This window comes from Ensifer sp. MJa1 (assembly GCF_037026475.1).
In the GTDB taxonomy this organism is placed as follows: domain Bacteria; phylum Pseudomonadota; class Alphaproteobacteria; order Rhizobiales; family Rhizobiaceae; genus Ensifer.
In genome coordinates, this window is record NZ_JAKUMO010000011.1 from 143,711 (window position 1) to 164,963 (window position 21,253).

Annotated in this window: 18 protein-coding genes and 1 other RNA gene; 13 read left to right on the forward strand and 6 right to left on the reverse strand. The window is 63.1% G+C overall.

Annotated features, from left to right (window positions below; genetic code table 11):
• Positions 1 to 42 precede the first annotated feature (42 nt).
• The 3 genes from MKZ91_RS16790 to MKZ91_RS16800 form a co-directional block, all read right to left on the reverse strand.
• The gene (locus MKZ91_RS16790) at positions 43 to 828 is read right to left on the reverse strand and encodes a glycoside hydrolase family 25 protein (protein WP_336172199.1); all 786 of its coding nucleotides are present in this window, start codon (positions 826 to 828) and stop codon (positions 43 to 45) included.
• Positions 829 to 1,081: 253 nt separating this feature from the next.
• On the reverse strand, positions 1,082 to 1,741 hold the full coding sequence (locus tag MKZ91_RS16795) for a class I SAM-dependent methyltransferase (protein WP_336172201.1): 660 nt from the start codon (positions 1,739 to 1,741) through the stop codon (positions 1,082 to 1,084).
• A 4-nt stretch (positions 1,742 to 1,745) separates the two neighbouring features.
• On the reverse strand, positions 1,746 to 2,996 hold the full coding sequence (locus tag MKZ91_RS16800) for a DUF3419 family protein (protein ID WP_336172203.1): 1,251 nt from the start codon (positions 2,994 to 2,996) through the stop codon (positions 1,746 to 1,748).
• A 177-nt stretch (positions 2,997 to 3,173) separates the two neighbouring features.
• Between MKZ91_RS16800 and MKZ91_RS16805 the strand changes: the two genes are divergently transcribed.
• Together MKZ91_RS16805 and MKZ91_RS16810 are read left to right on the forward strand one after the other, a co-directional pair.
• Entirely contained in the window at positions 3,174 to 4,724 is a 1,551-nt protein-coding gene (locus MKZ91_RS16805; protein WP_336172204.1) for an EAL domain-containing protein, read from the forward strand.
• 119 nt (positions 4,725 to 4,843) lie between these two features.
• On the forward strand, positions 4,844 to 6,205 hold the full coding sequence (locus MKZ91_RS16810; protein WP_336172205.1) for a serine hydrolase domain-containing protein: 1,362 nt from the start codon (positions 4,844 to 4,846) through the stop codon (positions 6,203 to 6,205).
• A 36-nt stretch (positions 6,206 to 6,241) separates the two neighbouring features.
• Here MKZ91_RS16810 and MKZ91_RS16815 read toward each other — a convergent pair whose 3' ends face one another.
• From MKZ91_RS16815 to MKZ91_RS16825, 3 genes are all read right to left on the reverse strand, one after another.
• Complete coding sequence (locus MKZ91_RS16815) at positions 6,242 to 7,291, reverse strand: lytic transglycosylase domain-containing protein (RefSeq protein ID WP_336172206.1); 1,050 nt, start codon at positions 7,289 to 7,291, stop codon at positions 6,242 to 6,244.
• 116 nt (positions 7,292 to 7,407) lie between these two features.
• Positions 7,408 to 8,043, reverse strand: coding sequence for a LysE family translocator (locus MKZ91_RS16820; RefSeq protein WP_336172207.1), 636 nt, complete (start codon positions 8,041 to 8,043; stop codon positions 7,408 to 7,410).
• A gap of 130 nt (positions 8,044 to 8,173) precedes the next feature.
• Entirely contained in the window at positions 8,174 to 9,391 is a 1,218-nt protein-coding gene (locus tag MKZ91_RS16825) for a pyrophosphate--fructose-6-phosphate 1-phosphotransferase (protein WP_336172208.1), read from the reverse strand.
• Positions 9,392 to 9,791: 400 nt separating this feature from the next.
• On the opposite strand from MKZ91_RS16825, the gene MKZ91_RS16830 reads away from it, so the two are divergent.
• The 11 genes from MKZ91_RS16830 (at position 9,792) to MKZ91_RS16880 (ending at position 21,188) form a co-directional block, all read left to right on the forward strand.
• Complete coding sequence (locus MKZ91_RS16830) at positions 9,792 to 10,499, forward strand: DnaJ family molecular chaperone (RefSeq protein ID WP_336172209.1); 708 nt, start codon at positions 9,792 to 9,794, stop codon at positions 10,497 to 10,499.
• A complete protein-coding gene (locus MKZ91_RS16835) occupies positions 10,496 to 11,260 on the forward strand; it encodes an N-acetylmuramoyl-L-alanine amidase (protein ID WP_336172210.1) in 765 nt (254 codons plus the stop codon). Before MKZ91_RS16830 ends, MKZ91_RS16835 begins: the two co-directional genes overlap by 4 nt.
• A 224-nt stretch (positions 11,261 to 11,484) precedes the next feature.
• Entirely contained in the window at positions 11,485 to 12,012 is a 528-nt protein-coding gene (locus MKZ91_RS16840) for a lytic transglycosylase domain-containing protein (RefSeq protein WP_336172211.1), read from the forward strand.
• A gap of 301 nt (positions 12,013 to 12,313) precedes the next feature.
• On the forward strand, positions 12,314 to 13,504 hold the full coding sequence (locus MKZ91_RS16845) for an NAD(P)/FAD-dependent oxidoreductase (RefSeq protein ID WP_336172212.1): 1,191 nt from the start codon (positions 12,314 to 12,316) through the stop codon (positions 13,502 to 13,504).
• Positions 13,505 to 13,623: 119 nt separating this feature from the next.
• Positions 13,624 to 14,023: RNase P RNA component class A (gene rnpB, locus MKZ91_RS16850), an RNA gene on the forward strand.
• Positions 14,024 to 14,600: 577 nt separating this feature from the next.
• Positions 14,601 to 15,041 carry a division/cell wall cluster transcriptional repressor MraZ gene (gene mraZ, locus MKZ91_RS16855; RefSeq protein ID WP_336172213.1) on the forward strand — a complete coding sequence of 147 codons (441 nt, stop codon included), beginning with the start codon at positions 14,601 to 14,603 and terminating at the stop codon, positions 15,039 to 15,041.
• A 14-nt stretch (positions 15,042 to 15,055) separates the two neighbouring features.
• Complete coding sequence (rsmH, locus tag MKZ91_RS16860) at positions 15,056 to 16,081, forward strand: 16S rRNA (cytosine(1402)-N(4))-methyltransferase RsmH (RefSeq protein WP_336172214.1); 1,026 nt, start codon at positions 15,056 to 15,058, stop codon at positions 16,079 to 16,081.
• Positions 16,082 to 16,087: 6 nt separating this feature from the next.
• Positions 16,088 to 16,471 (forward strand): cell division protein FtsL, encoded by a 384-nt coding sequence (ftsL, locus tag MKZ91_RS16865; protein WP_336172215.1) that lies wholly within the window; start codon positions 16,088 to 16,090, stop codon positions 16,469 to 16,471.
• The gene (locus MKZ91_RS16870; protein WP_336172216.1) at positions 16,471 to 18,219 is read left to right on the forward strand and encodes a peptidoglycan D,D-transpeptidase FtsI family protein; all 1,749 of its coding nucleotides are present in this window, start codon (positions 16,471 to 16,473) and stop codon (positions 18,217 to 18,219) included. The genes ftsL and MKZ91_RS16870 overlap by 1 nt, the downstream gene beginning before the upstream one ends.
• 66 nt (positions 18,220 to 18,285) lie before the next feature.
• Complete coding sequence (locus MKZ91_RS16875) at positions 18,286 to 19,749, forward strand: UDP-N-acetylmuramoyl-L-alanyl-D-glutamate--2,6-diaminopimelate ligase (protein ID WP_336172217.1); 1,464 nt, start codon at positions 18,286 to 18,288, stop codon at positions 19,747 to 19,749.
• Positions 19,749 to 21,188, forward strand: coding sequence for a UDP-N-acetylmuramoylalanyl-D-glutamyl-2,6-diaminopimelate--D-alanyl-D-alanine ligase (locus MKZ91_RS16880; protein WP_336172218.1), 1,440 nt, complete (start codon positions 19,749 to 19,751; stop codon positions 21,186 to 21,188). Before MKZ91_RS16875 ends, MKZ91_RS16880 begins: the two co-directional genes overlap by 1 nt.
• Positions 21,189 to 21,253 lie beyond the last annotated feature (65 nt).

Consider the following 21,253-nt stretch of genomic DNA (forward strand, 5'->3'; position numbering starts at 1 on the left):
AAAAGGGTTCCTTTGCCGCCATCGGCGACAACGAGGCCGGCCTCACTTCGGCTGTGAGACCGCCGCGACCCAGTTCTTCCAGTTTTTCGCCGAGCCGGCGAAGGCATTGATATCGGTGGCGCCGTCGATGCCCGGGATCACGCCGGTGCTGGTGTATTGCCAGAAGGCCCAGCGGCGCTCGATATAGACGTCTTTCGGGTGCTTGGCGGTCGAGCGCACCCAGAAATGATAGTCCTTGAATTGGTCGACGAGGTTGTCGCGGTGGAAATCGACCGAGGTATAGATGATCGGCCGCTTGCCGTAGTGGGCTTCCAGCCGGCTCATGAAGCGCTTCATCTCGGCGCGAACCACGTCCGGCGTCGGGCGGTGGCGGCAGGTCTTCGATTCGCCGTTCCACTCGACGTCGAGCACCGGCGGCAGATAGACGGCGGTCTTCGGCACGTTGGCGATGAACCAGTCGGCCTGGGCGTCGGCGGTCGAGCAGAAATAGTAGAAGTGATAGGGCGCATAGGGGATGCCGGCGGCACGCGCCTTCTGCCAGTATTCTGGAAAGCGCGTATCGACCCGGTCCTTGCCTTCGGTCGCCTTGATGAAGGCGAAGGAGACGCCGGAATTCTTCACCTTCATCCAGTCGATATCGCCATTCCATTTGGAGACGTCGATGCCGTGGATGTTGTGGTGGTGCGGCGTGCGATCGCCGAAGTCCTGCGGGTCGGTGTCCTTAAAGCGCGGTGGGATCGAGGCCGTTGCGATCAGGTCGTAATCGGTCGACGAGCAGGCGGGCAGAAGGGTGGCAATGGGCAGCAGAGCCAGGAGAAGCCGGCGCATGAGGTACCTGTTTCGAGACGATCGACGAACCTGCCTCACACGGTGGCTTCCATATCGGTGATTTCCCCCAGCGAGGCGTGAACCCCATCTTCACCATATCATCGTAAAAATTGGGTTAGCTCAAGCGGCAATTGCAGGCGGGACAGAGCCGGCCTGCAACAACCGAGCGCCCGATATCGCGGGCAATCCCTTCGCTATACAGAATACGTGAGGCAGGGCGGCGCACGGCGTGCGCCGCGGTTGGCCGCTTTTGTCATGTCAGCAGCGGGCGATGATAGACCGCCAGCCAGGCATAACCACGGCCGATTGCCCGGCGTTCAAGCTCGGCTCCGTTTGCTCTCGCCTTCTCGCGCAGCACGTCGAACAGACGGTCGCGCGGAGTGACATGGAAGCGGTTGAGCCAGCCGTGCAGGGCACGGCGGAAGCTTGCCGGCAGGCGTTCCTGCTGGCCAAAATCGGCGATGTGCAGCGAGCCGCCGGGGTTGAGCGCTGCGATTGCAGCGTCGATCGCCTTTTGCCAGTCGGGGATCATCGACAGCGAATAGGAAATGACGATGCGGTCGAAGCCGCGTTCGCCGAAGATCGAAGGGTCGAAATCGGTGGCGTCGGCGACCTTGAGGGCGACCCGGCGCTTGCCGCCACGGTTGAGCTTGGCGTCGGCGGACGTCAGCATCTCCTGGGAGATGTCGAGGCCGAAGAGGCGGGCCGCCGGAAAGCAGCGGCCGATCAGCGCCAGGTTGCGCCCGGTGCCGCAGCCGACCTCCAGCACCGAGGCGCCCGGTACCGGGTCCATCTCGCGGATCAGCGTGTCACGGCCGAAGAGATAGTATTTCCGCGTCAGATCGTAGAAATGCCGCTGGTAGCGGTACATGTGATCCATGCGCCGCGCGTGGGAGATCCCGGCCTCGCGCATGGGCTCAAGCCTTCTTCCGGTAGATATGGAAGCCGCCATAGATGGCGGAGCGGTCTTCGGCGCCGAGCTTGGCGGACATGTCGGCGTCGTAGTGCCATTGATCGAGCAGCACTGGTAAGACGCGACCCGGCAGGATGCTGTCCTCGGCGGCGGTCCGGAAGATCACGACGGCGCCGGCATCTGCGGTGCGGGTGATTTCCGTCCAGAGATCGTTGAGCTGCTGGTCAGTCATCCAGTCCTGCGCGTCGAGCAGGACGTAGCGGTCGACGGAGCCTGCCGGCTTACCGGCAAGAAGCTCGGTGAAGCTTGCGTGGTGGACCTCGACCCGTTCGGCATTGTTGCGGATCGCCTCATAGGCGCGGGCGCTGAGGTAGGGCGGCAAATCGCCTTCATGCGCCAGCGGATAACGGCGGCCGAAAGCCTGCCAGGCAAAGTAGTTCTCGCGAAGCGGGAAGTGACAGGTGAGCTTTTCCAGGCGATGGCGCAGCACGGCGGCAAGCGACTTCTCCGCGCTCAGGCTTGCAAGTTCGTCGAACTGCTGCGGCGGGATGCCAAGGCCGAAGAGCGAGCTCTTGCGCCCGGTGATCCAGCGGATGACGGGACGATCGAAAAGCGGCGACAGGCGCTCGTCGAAGAACTGGCGCTGCTCGCGCATCGAGCGCGCCTGAACGAACTCTTCCGGGTTGACGCCATGCAGGCGGGCAAGAAGGTGGCTTGCGGCGATGAAGCGGCCGAGCAGGCCGGTGCGGTAGATGTTGCGACCGAAGACGCCGATGCGCCGGCGCGCCGTCATGTCACGGCCGCTCCAGTAGCTGCGGGTGGCGGCGTCGAGCTTCGGCGCGATGAACAGGTCGAAGGCCTGGACGTTGGACTTGGTGCCCTGTGTCGCCAGGAAGCGGGTCACGTCCTTGTGGCTCGGCAGATGGCGGAAGGCCGCAAGCTTCAGGCGGTTGAGCGCAATGTGATGCGGATTGAGGTCGACGACATCTATTCTGCGCGGGCCAGCCGACAGATAGGTCAGCATGTTGCAGCCGCCTGAGCCGATGGTGACGATGCGACTGTCTGCGCCAAGCTGCATCGCTTCCATGTCGACGATCGGATCTTCCCAGATCTGCGGATAGACGAGGCCGGAGAAGAGCAGGCCGAAGAGGCGTTCCGAAAGGCCTGCGAAGGAGAGCGTCTTGTGCTGCAGCAGGGCGTTCTTGAGCTTCGGATTTTTTCTGCCAAAGCCAACGTCGGGAGCGAGTTCATTCATCTCAGACGGTCATCCAGTTGAAACTTAGCCGCTTCTAAATTGACTCGGCTACACTTTGATGACGGGCTTTCCACAGCCTCCGAGGATCGGTTTGAACATCGGCACTACAATTTTTCACCCATAAGAATTCATTAAACCCTGGCGTGCTAGCACCTTCTCATATTCGGGGGCGTCGACATGATGTTAGGAACGTTTCTGCCGAAGCCCGAGCAGCGATTTGCAGCTGTCGGCGCGGCATTGGGGGCTATGGTTTCAGCGGTCTGGCTGGCGACGGAAACCGTCATGATGGAGCAGCCGCATTGGGACGTTCCCGCGGTGCTGGTGGCCGGCGCCATGCCGTTTCTTCTCGGCGGATCCTTCTATCGCTGGCGCTATTCCCGCCGCCTCGAGCACGAGTTGCACGCCGCTCGCCGGGCCGAACGACGCCTGCGAACCGAAGTGCATCGCGACAAGCTCACCGGACTTGCCAATCGCGCAGCGCTGGAAGCGGATATCCGCCAGGGGCTTTCGGCAAAAGGAGAGGCGTTTGAGCGCAGGGCGTTGCTGCTTCTCGACCTCGACCGCTTCAAATCGATCAACGATACGATGGGACATGATGCCGGCGATCGGCTGCTGGAGCTTTTCGGCGCCCGGCTGCGCCGCGCCTTTGCCGGGGAGGCAAGCGTCTATCGCCTCGGCGGCGACGAATTCGTGCTGGCAACCGCCAACCCCTGTTCCGAGGCCGAGGCGTCGCTGCTCGCATCGCGGGTGAAGATGCTGTTTGCGACGCCGTTCGAGCTCGGCGGGACGAGTGTGGCGTCCGGCTGCAGCATCGGCATTGCCTTTGTCGAACGAACGGATGGCCGGACGGGCGACGTGCTGAAACGCGCGGACCTCGCGCTCTACGAGGCAAAGGCGGTGAGCGGCAACAGCCATGCCTTCCATTCCGAAACGCTGACCCTTGCAGCACAGCAACGGGCAGAAGCCGACCGCGATCTGGCGCGCGGGGTAGCGGAAGGGGAGTTTTTCCTGGAATTCCTGCCGATCGGCGCCGCCGCAAGCGGCACCGTCCGCGGCTTTGAAGCGTTGTTGCGCTGGCGGCATCCGCTGCGCGGCGTCATCCGTGCCGAAAGCTTCATGGCTCCGCCGGAGCAGAGTGCAGTTGCACTGCAGCTCGGTCATTGGGCGCTGCATGCAGCCTGCGCGGAGGCTGCCCGTTGGCCTTCGCCGACCGGCCTTACCATCGCGCCCCTGGCCTTGCACCTCAAGGACAGGGATTTCGTCGCGCATGTGGAACGCTGCCTTAGCCAGGCTGCGCTGCCGCCCGGTCGTCTGACGATCGAGGTCACGGAGGATCTGTCTGCCGACGATCTTGAACTGGTTGGCGAAACGCTCCGTGGTCTGCGCGGGCTCGGGGTGCGTGTTGCCCTTGGGGGAGGGGCCGGTTCCTCGTTGCCCTTGAACCTGATTGCCGAGCTGCAGCCTGATCAGGTGACCATCGACCTCGCCGCCATCCGGGCGACCCATGGCCACGAGCGCGGTGTTGCGCTGCTTGCCTGCCTCATCAAGACCGGACAAGTGCTGCGCCTGGCGATCGCTGTCAGCGGCGTCGAAAAGGAAAGCGAAATGGATTGTGCCCGTACCTGCGGCGCCTCTGAGGTGCGCGGCCCCTGGGTCTCGCCGGCGCTTGCGGATGTCACGACCCTGTTTGCCGATGGCGATGCGAGGGACCTGCGCCGCTCGGCCTAACACTCACCACCCATGCACGGCCCGTTCCATCAAAGATCCTAAATGACAGGTTGCAGTCGTCGGGGCTTTCCCTGCCGATGAAATGCTGGTTTTCTCTGCGCCTGACGCCGGAGGAATGCATGGGACGCTTGGCACGTTTGGTGAGGATATCGGTCGCCGTTCTGGCGCTGATTGTCGTGGCGCTCTTTGGCTGGCTCGCACTGGCGCCGCCGGAATTGCTCAAGGTCGGTGACGGCTATGCGGCCAAGATCGTCTGCTCCAATGTCTTTGTCGCCGGGCGCGACGCCCAATCGGTGCTCGCCGATGACGTTCAGGCTCCAGGCCACCCCCTGCTCAAACTGGTCCGGGTGGTGGTTGACCCGGACAAACAGATGGTGACCGCCCGGATCCTCGGCTTCGCTGCACCGGGCTATGCCGCCTATCAACCGGGCGTGGGCTGCAGCAACCTGCCGGACGGTAATCGTGTGGAGCTGCCGCCAGTGCCGGCCGTGGCGGCTGCTTCGGCCGCCTTGCCCGACGCGCCTTGGCCGGAAGGCGAGCGCGCCGTGATCGACCAGGCGCTCCAGGCGGTGATCGAAGACGCTGGTCTCGCCGGGCCGGGCATGCGCGCAATCGCGGTCATCCACGATGGAAAGCTAGTTGCCGAGACCTATGCGAGCGGGTTCGACCGGTCGACGCCGTTGCTTGGCTGGTCGATGACAAAATCGGTGACGGCAGCGCTGATCGGGCTGCGTGTCGCAGCCGGGCGCATGGATGTGGCAAGCACCGGGCTCTTGCCGGAGTGGAGCGGCGACGGGCGCGCGCGCATCCGGCTCGTCGACCTGATGGCCATGCAGAGCGGCCTCGAATTCAACGAGAACTATGGCGATGTCACCGACGTGACGCGCATGCTCTATCTCGAAAAGGACATGGCGGGCTTTGCCGCCGACAAGCCGGTCACCTCGGAGCCCGGCTCGACCTTTCGCTATTCCAGCGGCACGAGCACGCTTTTGTCTGAGCTCTGGATGCGCAGCTTCGACGATCCGGCAGCAGCCCTTGCCTTTCCGCGTGACGCACTGTTTGCGCCTTTGGGCATGAGGAGTGCTGTGCTCGAGACCGATGCTAGCGGCACCTTCGTCGGCTCATCCTACATGTATGCGACGGCGCAGGACTGGGCGCGCTTTGCCGCGTTTCTGCTTGAGGACGGCACCTGGAATGGCAAGGCAATGCTGCCGAAGGATTATGTGACCTTCATGCGCACGCCGACCAAGGCGTCGGGCGGCAAGTATGGCGAGGGGCAGGTGTGGCTGGAGGAAAACGGCGTGCGGGCAGGGACCGGCAATTTTCCCGCAGATGCCTTCTGGATGCTCGGCCATGACGGCCAGGCCATCATGCTGGTGCCATCGCTGAAGCTGGCGGTGGTGCGGCTGGGCCTGACGCCCTCGCGGCTCGACTACGACGTGCAAAAGCTCAACGCCAAAATAATTGAGGCGCTCGATTGAGCGCCTCGAAAAGGTTCAGCCAATAGGGGAAGCCCCTTACTTCATGCCGAGTTCTTCAAGCAGGCCCTTGCGCTTGGCGTGGTAGTAGTAGCCGCTGGCATAGAGCTTGACCGCACCGTCGTGCTGGTTTTCGGCCACCATCCAGGCGCCGTGCAGATATTTGGTCGCGTATTTGAGGTTGGTCTCGGCGTCGAACAGACCTTCGGCCGGGCCGTCATAACCCAGGCCCTTGGCGGTGTTGTAGCGGATCTGCATCAGGCCGTAATTGCCCTTGCTGTAGGCGCGCGGGTTGTAGTTGCTCTCGCGCTTGACGACGCGGTGCACCAGTTCGACCGGGATGCCGTTGAGATCGGCATAGTACTTGATCATCTTGTCGAGTTCGGGACGCGAGCTCGTCGGCGTCTTGGTGAACTTCATCGTATCCGGAATGACATTGGCAACAGCTGCCACGGTCGAGCCGATGACGCCTGTCTTCGGCCGTTCGGTCGGTACGATCATGCGGTTGGCGACCAGCGTTTCAAGGCCGACGGGCTCGCCGGTGTCGAAGTCCGATTCCATCGCTGCTGCGACGGCGAGCGTCGAGATCGGCAGGTCCTGGACGCGGCCAGTCTTGGTCGCGACCGGGGAGGGGGCAACGGCCGCCAGCTGCGAGGCGTCGGCGGAAACCTGGGTCACGGCGGCGGTCGCGTTCTCCGCGTTGGCGACGGCGGGCGTCGTCGGCGCAACCATGGCCAACGCCATCGTGTCGCCGGGCTTGGATGCGGGAACCGCAACCATGGCCGGGGCGGCTTCAGCACCTTGGGCAAGGTCGGTCGCGACCGGGAAGGTCGTTGCCATGCCGGTAGACTGGGCGGCTGTCTGGGCCGAGAGTGCAGCGCTTGTCGCGGTGGCCACGCCGTCGGGCGTCGGCAGCGCATAGGCCGTCATTTCGGTGCCGGGCTTTGCCAGGGGCGTGACCGTCTGCACAGCCGTAAGTTCTTCCAGGGACGTGTGCTCTACCGTCGAGCATCCCGAGACGACGGCTGCCGACAGTATAGCTGCCGCGCCAAACGTCTGTTTGGAAAGGGAAATACGGTATTTCGCCATGCTGTCACTTTCGTGCTTCTGGGCCCCGCAGCCCCTGCAAATCAGCGGTTGTCAGCCGCCAAGCGTGAATCTCCATTAACCTATGCGGCAGGCGGCGGCAAGCGCGGCCCCGAATTTCACGCCGTCGCCCGCCGCATCGTCGTCGTTAGCAGGCCAGCGCCGATAAGCATGGAGCCGCCGGCGCGGTTGACGATCCGGCGGATATCCGGCCTGGAAATCGTGCTTCGCGCCGCGGTTGCCAGCATTGCATAGAGGCTGGCATTGAGGATCGCGAGCGTCAGGAAAGTCAGCTCGAAAATCGCCATCTGGGTAAAGAGCGGCTGGCTGAGATCGAGGAACTGCGGCAGGAAGGCGACGAAGAAAACGATGCTCTTCGGGTTGAGCGCGGTCACCGCATAGGTGTGGAAGAAGATGCGCAACGGGCGCTCTGACGGGCCGGTGTCGCTCTCGGTCTCGCCAGCCGCTGCAACCGGCGCGCGCCAGAGCTTGATGCCGAGCCAGATGAGATAGGCAGCGCCCACCCACTTCAGAACGGTAAAGATCGCAGCCGAGGTGGCAAGCAGCGCACCAAGGCCGAGCATCGAGGCGGTCATCGCGGTGAAATCGCCAAGCGCAACGCCGGCAACGGTGGCACTCGCGGTCTTGCGCCCATGACCGAGCGCATAGGAAATGACGAGAAGAATGGTGGGGCCGGGGATGGCGAGCAGCACGGCTGAGGCTGCGGCAAAGGCAATCCAATGTTCAAAAGACATGAAAAAGGCTCCGCGTTTGGCTGGTTCTCGGCAATGAATTGGCCGAGCCAGCCATGGAAACGCGGAGCCGTCAATCTCCAAGTCGGGTCTTGTCGGCGGGCGGCATATGCACCCGCCGGGGTGCTCAAAGTCAGTGCTTCTGGGCCTGCCACTTCTGGCCGATGACGTCCATCACTTCGCCGAACCATTTGGTCGAGGTGTCGAAGTGCTTGCCGCCCTTGATGCGCGGGAACTCGATCGTGCGCAGCTTGCCGCCCTGGTCCTCGTCGTGGCCGGTGACGCCCGAGACCTTGTTGAGCGCGCTTTCGACCGCGAGATCGACCATGCTCTGGATCAGGCGCAGGTCGTCGCCATTGGCCGGTGCGGAGCGGGCATAGTAGCCGGACTTCTGCACCATCGAACGCTCGGCACCCAAAAGCGCTGCGAACTGCTTGGAGAACCAGTTGCCGACATTGATCGTGTCGATCTTGACGTGGCCGAAGGCGTCGCGCTTGATCGTTTCGCCGGCGGCTTCCCGTTCGGCAACGATCGCGTCAAGGCAGGCGCCTTCACTGACGAACAGCGTCACGAAGCCGGAGCGGTCCATGACCTGACGCAGGCGCTCGGTCTCGGCCTGCAGGTCGAACTTCATCTCTGGCAGGTAAAGGCCGTCGATGTTCTTCATCTGCCGGTTCATCATGAAGCCGTCGACGAATTCCTTGTCGTCGGTCATCTGGATGTAGGAGCGGGCGGTGGCGGCGGTCAGCCAGCCGCAATGGCGGCCCATGACTTCATGGACGACGAGCGTGCGCGGGGCAGCACTCTGTTCGTTGCTGACATTGTCGAAGAAGCGGGCGCCGTATTCGGCAGCCGTCCAGGCGCCGAGCGTCTGGCGGATCGGCACGACGTCATTGTCGACGGTCTTCGGCAGGCCGACGACGGTCAGGTCGTAGCCATTGGCGCCGAGATAGGCGGCAAGATCGGCCGCCGTCGTGTTGGTGTCGTCACCGCCGATCGTGTGCAGGATCGAGATGCCGTCATTGGCAAGCCGTTCGGCCGCAACCCTGAGCGGGTTCTCGCCGTCCTTGACGAGGCCGCGCTTGACGCAGTCGGCCGCATTGGTGAGCTTGACGCGGCTGTTGCCGATCGGCGAGCCGCCGTGGCGGTGCAGGATATGGGCCTTCTCGCGCATGTCGCGGGTAATCTCGATCCGGTCGCCCAGCAGCACGCCCTGGTAGCCGGAGCGATAGGCGACCAGCTCATATTCGGGTGCGACGTCCGAATAGCGCTCGATCAGACCCCCAACCGCCGATGACAGGCAGGGCGCGAGCCCGCCGGCCGTCAGCATTGCGACTTTCTTCTTGGCCATGTTTCCTCCTCGGGATTTTGGCATGCGATGGCTGGCGCCTCCATAACGCAAATCAGATGGAAATTAAATGACGGCTCTGTGGATGTCGTGTCGAACCTTACCGTAAAGTCTTGCCCGGCGCGCGAAATTGACGCGGTGAAGAACTCCTCCCTTTCTTTCAGGGAACGGTTCCCCGCCGCATTCGCCCTTGTCCTGATGCCGGCCCAGATTTCCTCTTCAGAACCACTGTTCCCGCGGGAACAGCTTTCCGGTGACCGGTTGTCGCAAGTACTAAAGGATGGATTGACAATAGTGAGGGGCCATCACAAATTCGTCATCCTCGCGGTTCGGGCCGTCCAACCGCTTGCATTTTGCCACCACAACGGTCCATGCTATAGGCTAGAGAGACAGGGAATCTCGCATGTCATTCTGGGACAGCCTCCTCAAGATCGTCACTGCCACGGGCAACGCGCTTGCCGGACTGGTCGAGGCGGTGCGTACCCTGTTCGAGGGCGACCCGGAAACACGACGAAAGGTCGCCTTTTCCGTGGCGATGATCGCGCTCTCGGCCAAGATGGCCAAGGCCGACGGTATCGTCAGCGAGGCTGAGGTTGCCGCCTTCCGCGACATCTTCAAGTTTCCGCCCGACCAGGCGCCGAATGTCGCCCGTCTTTATAATCTCGCGCGCCAGGATGTGGCGGGCTTCGAGGCCTATGCCGAGAAGATGGCGTCACTGTGCACGTCGTGCGAAGAAGATTGCCCGATCCTCGAAGACATCATCGACGGCCTGTTCCATATCGCCAAGTCGGATGGCGCGGTGCATGAGCGCGAAATGGCGTTCCTGATGCGGGTCGCGGAGATCTTCGACATGGACGAGGCGCATTTTTCGCGCATCATGGCGCGCCATGTGCATGGCGACGGTCGTGACCCCTATCAAGTGCTTGGGGTTTCGCGTAAGGACGATTTCGCCGACATCCGCAAGCGCTATCGTGTGCTCGTTTCGGAGAACCACCCGGACATGCTGGTGGCTCGCGGTGTGCCGGAAGAATTCCACGCGATCGCCAATGATCGTATGGCGGCGCTCAACGCCGCCTACGAGGCGATTGAGAGAGAACGCCGGGCTGCATGAGTTCGAAATACTGCGACTATCCGGGTGCCCGCTTCATGCCGTCGCCCAATTTCGGCAACCGCGCCAACGAGCGCGCCCCGGATATGATCGTGCTGCATTATACGGGGATGCCGACCGGAGCCGCCGCGCTCGAATGGCTCTGCCGCGAGGAAAGCCAGGTTTCCAGCCACTATTTCGTGCATGAGGACGGACGGGTCGATCAGCTCGTGCCGGAGGCGCTTCGTGCCTGGCACGCGGGCAAGAGCTTCTGGAAGGGCGAGACCGACATCAACTCCTGCTCGATCGGCATCGAGATTGCCAACCCCGGTCACCCCGGCGGACTTCCCGACTTTCCTGAAAAACAGATCGAAGCGGTCGCCGAATTGTGTCGGGACTGTGGCCAGCGGTGGTCGATCGCCCCTGAAAGGGTGCTCGCACACAGCGATATCGCCCCCATTCGCAAGGTCGATCCGGGAGAAAATTTTCCCTGGCACATTCTTCACCGCGAAGGCGTGGGGCACTGGGTAGAACCGGCGCCGATCGCCGGTGGCCGCTTTTTCCAGCGCGGCGACCGCGGCCAGCCGGTCGAGGCCATCCAGTCGATGCTGTCGCTCTATGGTTATGGCATTGATGTAACTGGCGATTTCTGCGAAAAAACCGAAGGCGCCATCGCTGCGTTCCAGCGCCATTTCCGACAACAAAGGGTCGACGGCATCGCCGACATCTCAACCCTCGATACGCTGCACCGGCTGCTGTCCGGACTGCCGCAATTTACCGCCTGACGCGGAAGATTTTTTCGTCCAGACGGCGCTTCCCTGCAATTTCTTGGCATGTTTTTTTAGCTTTGCCACATGTTTACCATGATGCGGCATTCATTTCCCGCCCCATTGGAACTGCAGGAGACATCGGGGCGAACGCTCATTTCCTGTGAATGAAACGATCGGGAAGTGAGGCCGAGGCGGGGTGCGCCATCGGTCCATTCCCCAGACCGGAGACTTCAATCTACATGAGAATTTCGTCTGTTGCTGCGGTGGCGGCATGCCTTGGCATGTTCTTCGCCGGGATGGGTACGTCGTATGCGGGGAATGTCGATAAGACCATCAAGACTTCGTCGATCCAGTCCTTCACCCGTACCACCGGCTATCCGAAGCCTGACATGGTTCAGAACGTCCAGTACACCGGGCTCATCAAGTCCTATGCCAAGCAATACGGCGTTCCCGTCGATCTGGCCCACGCGATCGTCAAGGTCGAAAGCAACTTCAATGCCAAGGCACGCGGCAGCGCCGGTGAAATTGGCCTGATGCAGATCAAGCCTGCGACGGCCCGCATGATGGGCTACTCCGGCTCCGCCAAGGGTCTCTACGACCCGGAGACCAACATCAAGTTCGGCATGAAGTATCTCGCCATGGCGCATGAACTGTCGGGCGGGACCACCTGTGGCACGATCCTGAAATACAACGCCGGCCACGGCGCCAAGCGCATGAACCCGGTTTCCAAGCGTTACTGCGGCAAGGTCCAGAACATCATCGACTGATCGACCGATCGATCAGCTGAAGGCATCTACAGCGCCGCGCGTCGTATCGGGCGCGCAAAGGTCGCCGATCAAAGAGCTTCATCCGCCAACCGTTTCAGGTCATGGCGGATGCTCCAGCCGGACAGGTCTCGCGTTCCGGCGCGCATGGAAGCGCTGCTGCCGAAAGGTAGATCTCCTGGCGCTGGCGCAATTCGAGCCGCGAGCCGGCTTCGCTGGAATGACTGAAAGACCCCCTGCAACCAGAGTGCCATATCGGCGCCGACATGCTATCTCCCCCTGACGCGCATGAGGGGGATCGGTCGTGTCTCAGAGCTTTGATTTCATCGTTGTCGGCAAGGGCATGATGGGGGCGGCCGCCGGCCGCCACCTTGCGCTGTCAGGTGCGAGCGTCGCGCTCATCGGTCCGGACGAGCCCAAGGATTGGGCCAATCACTCCGGCGTCTTCTCCAGCCATTACGACAATGCCCGTATTACCCGCACGATCGATGACGACCCGGTCTGGGCGCGCCTCGCCAGGCGCTCGATCGCGCGCTATGGCGCAATCGAGCGCGACAGCGGCATTCGGTTCTACCACGAGGTCGGTTGCCTGATCGCCGGGCCGGCGCCGGGTGCCGACTACGATTACATGGAGAAGGTTGAGCGGGCGCGCGATGCTCTGGGCGTCGAGGCGCCGCTCTTCGATGGCGACGCACTTTCGCAGCGCTTTCCCTGGTTCCGCTTCCCGGCTGGCCATGCCGGCATCTACGAGCGCAAGGGCGCCGGCTATATCAATCCACGCGCGCTGGTTCTAGCGCAAACCATGTGTGCCGAAAAGGCCGGCGCACGGATCGTTCGAAGCGAAGTTCGCTCCGTGTCCGAAGTGACCGATCGCGTCGTTGTCACAACACAGGACGGCTCCCGTTTCGATGCGGGCAGGGTGATTGTCGCTGCCGGTGGGTTCTCACTCTCGAACACGCTGCTGCCACGGCCGATCGATCTTGTGGTGAAGGCGCGGACGGTGTTCTTCGCCGAAGTGGCAAGCGGTGATCTCAAGACCTTTGAGGGCATGCCGTCGTTGATCGGTGCCGCACCGGAGCAAGAGCAAAGCTACTATCTGTTGCCGCCGGTCGCCTATGAGGACGGCAAGCACTACATCAAGATCGGCGGCGACCCGACCGACCGCGTGCTCGACGACGAACCGGCGGTAAGGCAATGGTTCCGCGGCTCGGCCAGTGCGCCGGCTGCCGAGCATTTGCGTGGGCTGCTCGCCAAGGTGATGCCCGGCCTTGCGCCGGCCTCCACGCATTTCTCGCCCTGCGTCACCTCGTTTACCCGGCATGGCCTGCCCTATATCGGCTTTGCCGACGGCGAGCGCATCGCGATCGTGACCGGCGGCAACGGCCAGGCGGCAAAGAGCTCCGACGAGATCGGCCGGCTCGGTGCCGTTCTTGTGCTCAACGGCCGGATCGACGAGCCCGATTACGACGCGGATTTCTCCGTCGTCTTCCGCTGACGCTGCCAAGGGCGGCCGGCGACGGCTATCGCGCAGTTATCCTCAGTGCGCCGCATGCGAAGCGGCAGCCCTGCCGTTTTTTCTGGCGCGGCGCGGCGCACTCGGTTAAGGAGCGCGTGCCAGTTGGCCGGGCAGCCGCTCTCCGCAAGTGCCGAAAGGCCGCGGGGGGAGGAAAGTCCGGGCTCCACGGAAGCACGGTGCCGGATAACGTCCGGCGAGGGTGACCTCAGGGAAAGTGCCACAGAAAGCAAACCGCTCCGCTTGCGGAGTAAGGGTGAAAGGGTGGGGTAAGAGCCCACCGCGGACATGGCGACATGGACGGCACGGCAAACCCCACCGGGAGCAAGACCGAATAGGGATGACGCGGACGCGCAAGCGCCCAGCCTGTTTCCGGGCCAGTCATCCGGGTGGGTTGCAAGAGGCTGCGTGCAAGCGCAGTCCCAGATGAATGGCTGCCACGTTCCGTTGCCTCCGGGCAGCGGGGCCATACAGAACCCGGCTTACAGGCCAACTGGCGATTTCTCTTTTTTTGCTGCGGCACGGTCCGTCCGCCTGCCTCCATTTTTGGCACGGGTTCAAACGGCGAAACTTGTCGTGAGCAATTCGGCCGGCGCAAATCAGCCTCGTCGGCCGCTTCCGATTGGCCCGGTTTTGCTCGTGTCCGATGCGCCGTCGCGCTTGAAAACAAGCCGGTCCGTTCCTGCGCGCTGTTGTCTCACCCGTTGTCGAACGGCGTTTCTTCGCCCTTTCGCACATTCTGATTTTCCAACGATTTGAAGCCGTTCCGCCGCCCCATTCCCGCACGGTGGGGGTCAATTCGTAACCCTTCGTTAAACTTAACAACCTATCAATATTTGATCAGCCCGACGGCTGTTTCCGAGCCAATCCCATTGACGCCCATATGGTCCCATGATATCCCATAATGGCACTGCGCAAGGGCTGCTTCGCAGCCCATCATTGCAAGATCCCAGTGCCTTCCGGCTTCGGGAGGTGGGCGAACATTCCGGTGTTCGGCGGGGGCGTCTTGCAGGTGCGATCGAGTGTTCTCGCGGGTCAATGATCGTGGCCCGTCAGTCTTGGGCGGCCGTTTCGCGTTATGAACCGCTTCTTGTCACATGCCAGCAATCGGATCGATGCGAAGGGGCGGGTTTCCGTTCCCTCGGCGTTTCGCTCCGTGCTGTCGGATGGGGGCGTTCGGGAGCTATACTGCTTTCAGGATTTCGTCTTTCCGGCGATCAGCGTCGGCGGGCCGGAGCTCCTGGATCGGTTCGAGAGGCAGATGGCGGCCGAGGATCCTTTTTCCCCGGAGGCCAACGAGATGTCGCTGCTGGTTCATGGGGGCGGGGTCTTCGTGAAGCTCGATCCGGAAGGCCGGTTGATGATGACGGATTTCATCCGCGACTTCACCGGCATCTCGACCGACGTGATGTTCGTCGGGCGGGGCGATTATTTTCAGCTCTGGGAGCCGCAGGCCTTCGTCAAGGCCCAGGCGGCGGCCCGGGAAGGGCGCAAATCACGGGGGTTGCGTCCGGATTAGAATGGAGAGAGGGAATGGTGACGGATCAAGGCGGAGGTATTCCTGAAGCCGAAGGCGGACCGGTTCGTCACATCCCCGTTCTCTTGCCGGAAGTTCTCGCCGCTCTCGAGCCGGCGCCTGGCAAGGTGATCCTCGATGGCACGTTCGGTGCCGGTGGCTACAGTTCCGCAATCCTGAGCGCTGGTGCCGATGTCATCGGCCTTGACCGCGACCCGACGGCGATCGCCGCCGGCCAGTCGCTGGTCACTGAGTGGGGTGGCCGGCTGAAGCTCATCCAGTCGCAGTTTTCCGAGCTTGCCGCCCATGCGCCCGAGGGCGGGCTCGATGGTGTCGTGCTCGACATCGGCGTTTCCTCCATGCAGATCGACGAGGCCGAGCGCGGTTTTTCCTTCCAGAAGAAGGGGCCGCTCGATATGCGCATGTCGTCGTCCGGCGTTTCGGCGGCCGATGTCGTCAATCGTGCCAAGGTGTCAGACCTCATCCGCATCTTCGGCTTCCTCGGCGAAGAAAAGCAGGCCGGCCGCATTGCCCGCGCCATTGAAAAACGCCGGGCCGAGCAGCCGTTCGAAACAACCCGTGATCTTGCCGGCCTGATCGAGGTGGTGACGCCGCGCAAGGCCAAGGACAAGATCCATCCGGCCACCCGCGTCTTCCAGGCGCTGCGCATCTTCGTCAATGATGAACTCGGTGAACTCGCTCAGGCGCTGTTTGCCGCCGAAAAGGCGCTGAAGCCCGGCGGTCGACTCGTCGTCGTCACCTTCCATTCGCTCGAAGACCGGATCGTCAAAGCCTTCTTCCAGGATCGCTCCGGCAAGGCCAGTGGTTCGCGCCACCTGCCGATGGTTTCCGCCCGCGCCGCAACCTTCACGCCAGTTGGCAAGCCTATGGTGGCAGCCAGCGAGGAAGAAGCGTCCCTCAATCCGCGCGCCCGCTCTGCAAAGCTGCGCGCCGGCATCCGCACGCAGGCCGCGTCGCCGGGAAACGATCTATCCATTTTCAATCTGCCGGAACTGGCAAGCCTTGCACGGTTGGGGGGCTGACAAGACATGCTTCGAACGCTCGATATCGTTCTGATCGTCGTCATGACGGCCGCCGCGACCGTCACCTATACGATCAAGCATCGTGCTGAAAACAAGCTCGAGGAAGTCCGCAAGCTCGATGTCGCCATCAAGCTGGAAGAGGACACGATCGATCTGCTTCGGGCCGACTGGGCGCTTCTGACCCAGCCGAACCGGCTGGAGCGGCTCGTCGGCGCCTTCGGGGCCGACCTGCAACTGGCCCCGACGCCCTCGACCCAGCTCGCCCAGCCGCAGGAACTGCCGATGCTGAAGGCGGACGTGCCGATCCCCGAGGATGAAAAGGCGAAGGACGGTGTCGCCGCCCTCATCAACAAGACCGATAACATCGCAACTGGATCGGTGGCGCACTGATGTCGTTTCTCTCCCGCATCATGGTCCTGAAGAGCAAGGCACATTTCTCCGCCGGCGGAAACAACCGCCCGGCAGAAGCAGGCCTCAATGTCACCTTCCAGGGCACGCGCAAGAAAACCACCAACCAGGCGAAGAACCGCGTCGCCATCGTGATCGCGAGCTTCGGCATCGTCTATGCCGTCATCGGCGGCCGCCTGGTGCAATACGGCCTGGCGGCACCCGAGACGGTTTCGAGCATCGGCCGCGCCGACAACCTCATGGCGTCGCGCCCCGATATTCTCGACCGCAACGGCGAGATCCTCGCGACCGACATCCGCACCGTTTCGCTTTATGCCGAGCCGCACAAGATCGTCGACGCCGATGAGGCGGTCGAGCGGCTGGCGACGGTTCTGCCCGACATCAACGCCCGCGAGATCTACAACAAGCTGAAATCGAAATCGCGCTTCCAGTGGCTGCGCCGCCAGCTCACCCCGAAGCAGCAGAGTGACATCCTGGCGCTCGGCATTCCCGGCGTCGGCTTCCGTCCGGAAAAGCGCCGCTTCTATCCCGGCGGCGCGACCGCGGCCCATATTCTCGGTCACGTCAACATCGACAACCGCGGCGTTGCCGGCATGGAGCGCTACATCGACAGCCAGGGTCTCGCCGATCTTGCCGCAATCGGCATGACCAGCGACGCCAAGCTCGAGCCGGTGAAGCTGTCGATCGACGTGCGGGTGCAGAACATCGTGCGCGATGTCATCTACAACGGCATGAAGAATTACCAGGCGCTCGCCGCCGGGGCGGTCGTGCTCGACGTCAATACCGGCGAAGTGCTGGCCATGGCGTCGGTTCCCGACTACGACCCGAACAAGCCGGCCGAAGGGGCCGAAGAAGGCTGGATGAACCGCATGTCGAACGGTACGTTCGAAATGGGCTCCACCTTCAAGACCTTCACCATCGCCATGGGGCTCGATTCCGGCAAGGTGACGCTCAACGACAGCTTCGACGCCTCGGCGCCGATCCGCATCGGCGGATTCACCATCAAGGACTTCCACGGCAAGCGCCGCGTCCTGACGGTTCCGGAAATCTTCCAGTATTCGTCGAACATCGGCACGGCGAAGGTCGCCGATCTCGTCGGCATTCCCGGCCACAAAGAATTCCTGACCCGCCTCGGCCTGCTTTCGAAGCTTCCGACCGAACTTCCGGAGGTGAAATCGCCGACGCAGCCGCGCGAATGGAAGAAGATCAACTCGATCACCATCTCCTTCGGTCACGGCGTCTCGACCACGCCGCTGCAGACCGCGGTTGCCGGGGCAGCGCTCGTCAACGGCGGCAAGCTGATCCCGCCGACCTTCCTGCCGCGCAGCGAAAGCCAGGCCGACGAACTCGCAACCAACGTGGTCAAGAAGAGCACCAGCGACGACATGCGCTTCCTGCTGCGCTGGAACGGCATCGCCGGTTCGGGCAAGCGCGCCCTGGTGCCGGGCTTCAATGTCGGCGGCAAGACCGGCACGGCTGACAAGGTGGTCAACGGCCGCTACGCCAATGATCAGAACTTCAACGCCTTCCTTGCGGCCTTCCCGATCGACAATCCGAAATACATTGTGCTGACCTTCATCGACGCGCCGAAGACCGGCGAGGGTGGCGGGCGCACGGCCGGCTCGAACGCTGCTCCCATGGTCCGTGACATCATCAGCCGCTCCGCGCCGCTGCTCGGTGTCGAACCAAAGTTTGGAGAAGACGGTTCTGCCTTGCTTGTGTCTTATTAGACATGAAATGAGAAAGCGGACGATTCGCGATTCTTGCGGATCGAAATCGATGCGAGACGTGCGTTCATGAAGATCAAAGACCTGGCGGGATCGAATTTCCCGGAACTTTCGGGACAACTGAGCGGCACCGCCGCCGAAATCGACGTTGCGGGCCTCTCGGCCGATAGTCGGCAGGTTCAGCCAGGGGATCTTTTCGTCGCGGTTGCCGGCAGCAAGGCCAATGGCAGTGCCTATATCGCTGACGCGCTGAAGCGCGGCGCGGTCGCCGTCGTTACCGACGCAGGCAACGAGGTCGATGCCGCGTCCGCGCCGGTGCTGAAACTCTCCCAGCCGCGTGCGTTTCTGGCACGTGCCGCTGCCGCCTTCTACGGCCGCCAGCCAGAGACGATGGTTGCCGTCACCGGCACGGCCGGCAAGACTTCGGTTGCCTCCTTTACCCGTCAGATCTGGGCGCATTCCGGATACGCCGCCGCGATGATCGGGACCACCGGCGTGGTTGCGCCCGGCCGCAACGATTACGGCTCGCTGACGACGCCCGATCCGGTGTCGCTGCACAAGCTCTTGGCCGAACTGGCCGATGCCGGCGTCACTCACGCGGCTATGGAAGCCTCCAGCCACGGCCTCGACCAGTACCGGCTCGACGGCGTGCGTCTTGCCGCTGCGGCCTTCACCAATCTTGGTCGCGACCACATGGACTATCATCCGACGGTCGAGCACTACATGGCCTCGAAGATGCGGCTGTTCGATGCGCTCCTGCCGAAGGGCGCGCCGGCCGTGGTCTTTGCCGACGACCAATGGTCGGACCAGGCGATCGCCGCTGCCCGCAAGGCGAAACTCGACGTGCGCACCGTCGGCCGCAAGGGCGACTACATCTCGCTGAAGCGCGTCGAGCATTTCCGCCACAAGCAATCGGCCGAAGTGCATGTTGGCGACGACATCTTCGAAATCCACATCCCGCTCGCAGGCGATTTCCAGGTCGCGAACGCGCTGGTTGCCGCGGGTCTTGCCATGTCGACCGGCATCAGCGCCAAGGCTGCCTTCTCCGCGCTTGAAAAGCTGCAGGGTGCCTCGGGCCGGCTTGAACTCGTCGGCCAGACCAAGGACGGTGCGCTCGCTTATGTCGACTATGCCCACAAGCCGGATGCGCTCGAAAACGTGCTCGCCTCGGTGCGCCCGTTCACGACCGGCCGCGTCATCGTGGTCTTCGGCTGCGGCGGTGACCGCGACAAGGGCAAGCGTCCGATCATGGGCGAGATCGCCACCAGGCTTGCCGATGTGGTGATCGTTACCGACGACAATCCGCGCTCCGAAGTGCCTGAGGTCATCCGCGCCGAGATCATGGCGGCTGCCAAGGGCGCGACCGAGATCGGCGACCGTGCCGAGGCGATCCGCGCGGCCGTCGGCATGTTGAAGACCGGCGACACGCTGATCGTTGCCGGCAAGGGACATGAGGAAGGACAGACGGTTGGTTCCGTCACCTTGCCGTTCTCCGACCATGCGGAACTCCGTAAGGCCCTGGGAGGCTTGTGATGAACTGGCTCTGGACAAGCAGCGATCTTCTGGCCGCAATGAACGGTCGGCCGATGGGCAATTTGCCTGAGGGCATTTCGGGGATTTCGATCGACAGCCGCTCGATCGGCAAGGGTGAGGCCTTCTTCGCGATCAGGGGCGACCGGGTCGATGGTCACGACTATGCCGGGATCGCGCTTGCGAACGGCGCTGCGGTGCTGGTCGTCAGCGAGGGTAAGCTGCCGGCGCTCGGTCGGCTCAATGCGCCGATGATCGTCGTCGACGACGTGCTCGAAGCAATGATCAGGCTGGGATGCGCGGCGCGCGACCGCAGCGCCGCCAAGGTGATTGCGGTGACGGGCTCGGTCGGCAAGACGACGACCAAGGAGATGTTGCGCCATGTGCTCACGCCCCAGGGTCGCGTGCACGCCTCCGTCGCCTCCTTCAACAATCACTGGGGCGTGCCGCTGACGCTGGCACGCATGCCCGAGGCGACCGATTTCGGCGTCTTCGAGATCGGCATGAACCATCCGGGCGAGATCCGGCCGCTGACGGCGATGGTGCGCCCGCATGTGGCCATCGTCACCAGCATCGCTGCCGCCCATCTCGGCAATTTCGAGAGCCTCGACCAGATCGCCGAGGCGAAGGCCGAGATCTTCGAGGGTGTGGTCAATGGCGGCCACGCGCTGATCATTCACGACAGCCCGCAATACAAGCTTCTGGAAAACGCCGCGGCTGCCGCTGGCGTCAGCCACATCCATTCGTTCGGCGCCAATCCGAAGGCGGAGTTCCGCCTGGTCGAGTTCAGCGGCGGCTCCGAGGGCTCGACCCTTTGGGCGGGTATCGGCGGCAGGACGATCGAAGTCCCGATCGGCGCGCCGGGACGCCACATTGCCGAAAACGCGGTAGCCGTGCTTGCGGCGGTGAAGCTAGCCGGCGGCGACCTCGATCAGGCCGCAGCAGCACTTTCGACCATGCAGGCCGAAACGGGCAGGGGGCGACGCCATACCCTTTCGATCAGTGGCGGCACGCTGAAGCTGATCGACGAAAGCTACAACGCCAATCCGAGCTCGATGCGGGCAGCAATCGCACTACTACGCGATGCCGAGCCGCCGGTCGGCGGCCGCCGCGTCGCCGTGCTCGGCGACATGCTGGAGATGGGTGAACATGCCGTCGAGGTGCATGCGGCCCTTGCCCGCCCGCTCGTTGAGGCCGGGATCACCGATGTCTGGCTTGCCGGACCCTTGATGGCGAACCTGCGCGACGCGCTGCCGCCGGAAATTTCGGTGATGTACCGCGAGAGCGTCGAGGACCTGAAGACCTATGCGCTGGCTGCCGTTGCGGCCGGCGACGTGGTCATGGTCAAGTCGTCGAAGGGGACCGGCTGCGCCAAGATCGTGCAAGCGCTGATCGAGGCCTATCCGGAGGCGAAAGCCGATGGCTCTGAGGGCCAGGAGTAGCCGGCTGGGGACAGATCCGGCGACAGCGCCCATGAGGGACGCGGTGGATACAGCCTGGAGTTAGG

Bases quoted from the DNA above. Each gene is read 5' to 3' on its own strand.
- MKZ91_RS16790 (WP_336172199.1), bottom strand. From the start codon at position 828: ATGCGCCGGCTTCTCCTGGCTCTGCTGCCCATTGCCACCCTTCTGCCC.
- MKZ91_RS16835 (WP_336172210.1), top strand. From the start codon at position 10,496: ATGAGTTCGAAATACTGCGACTATCCGGGTGCCCGCTTCATGCCGTCG.
- MKZ91_RS16805 (WP_336172204.1), top strand. From the start codon at position 3,174: ATGATGTTAGGAACGTTTCTGCCGAAGCCCGAGCAGCGATTTGCAGCT.
- MKZ91_RS16840 (WP_336172211.1), top strand. From the start codon at position 11,485: ATGAGAATTTCGTCTGTTGCTGCGGTGGCGGCATGCCTTGGCATGTTC.
- MKZ91_RS16820 (WP_336172207.1), bottom strand. From the start codon at position 8,043: ATGTCTTTTGAACATTGGATTGCCTTTGCCGCAGCCTCAGCCGTGCTG.
- MKZ91_RS16810 (WP_336172205.1), top strand. From the start codon at position 4,844: ATGGGACGCTTGGCACGTTTGGTGAGGATATCGGTCGCCGTTCTGGCG.
- MKZ91_RS16880 (WP_336172218.1), top strand. From the start codon at position 19,749: ATGAACTGGCTCTGGACAAGCAGCGATCTTCTGGCCGCAATGAACGGT.
- MKZ91_RS16870 (WP_336172216.1), top strand. From the start codon at position 16,471: ATGTCGTTTCTCTCCCGCATCATGGTCCTGAAGAGCAAGGCACATTTC.
- MKZ91_RS16815 (WP_336172206.1), bottom strand. From the start codon at position 7,291: ATGGCGAAATACCGTATTTCCCTTTCCAAACAGACGTTTGGCGCGGCA.
- MKZ91_RS16875 (WP_336172217.1), top strand. From the start codon at position 18,286: ATGAAGATCAAAGACCTGGCGGGATCGAATTTCCCGGAACTTTCGGGA.
- mraZ (WP_336172213.1), top strand. From the start codon at position 14,601: ATGAACCGCTTCTTGTCACATGCCAGCAATCGGATCGATGCGAAGGGG.
- rsmH (WP_336172214.1), top strand. From the start codon at position 15,056: ATGGTGACGGATCAAGGCGGAGGTATTCCTGAAGCCGAAGGCGGACCG.
- MKZ91_RS16825 (WP_336172208.1), bottom strand. From the start codon at position 9,391: ATGGCCAAGAAGAAAGTCGCAATGCTGACGGCCGGCGGGCTCGCGCCC.
- ftsL (WP_336172215.1), top strand. From the start codon at position 16,088: ATGCTTCGAACGCTCGATATCGTTCTGATCGTCGTCATGACGGCCGCC.
- MKZ91_RS16795 (WP_336172201.1), bottom strand. From the start codon at position 1,741: ATGCGCGAGGCCGGGATCTCCCACGCGCGGCGCATGGATCACATGTAC.
- MKZ91_RS16800 (WP_336172203.1), bottom strand. From the start codon at position 2,996: ATGAATGAACTCGCTCCCGACGTTGGCTTTGGCAGAAAAAATCCGAAG.
- MKZ91_RS16830 (WP_336172209.1), top strand. From the start codon at position 9,792: ATGTCATTCTGGGACAGCCTCCTCAAGATCGTCACTGCCACGGGCAAC.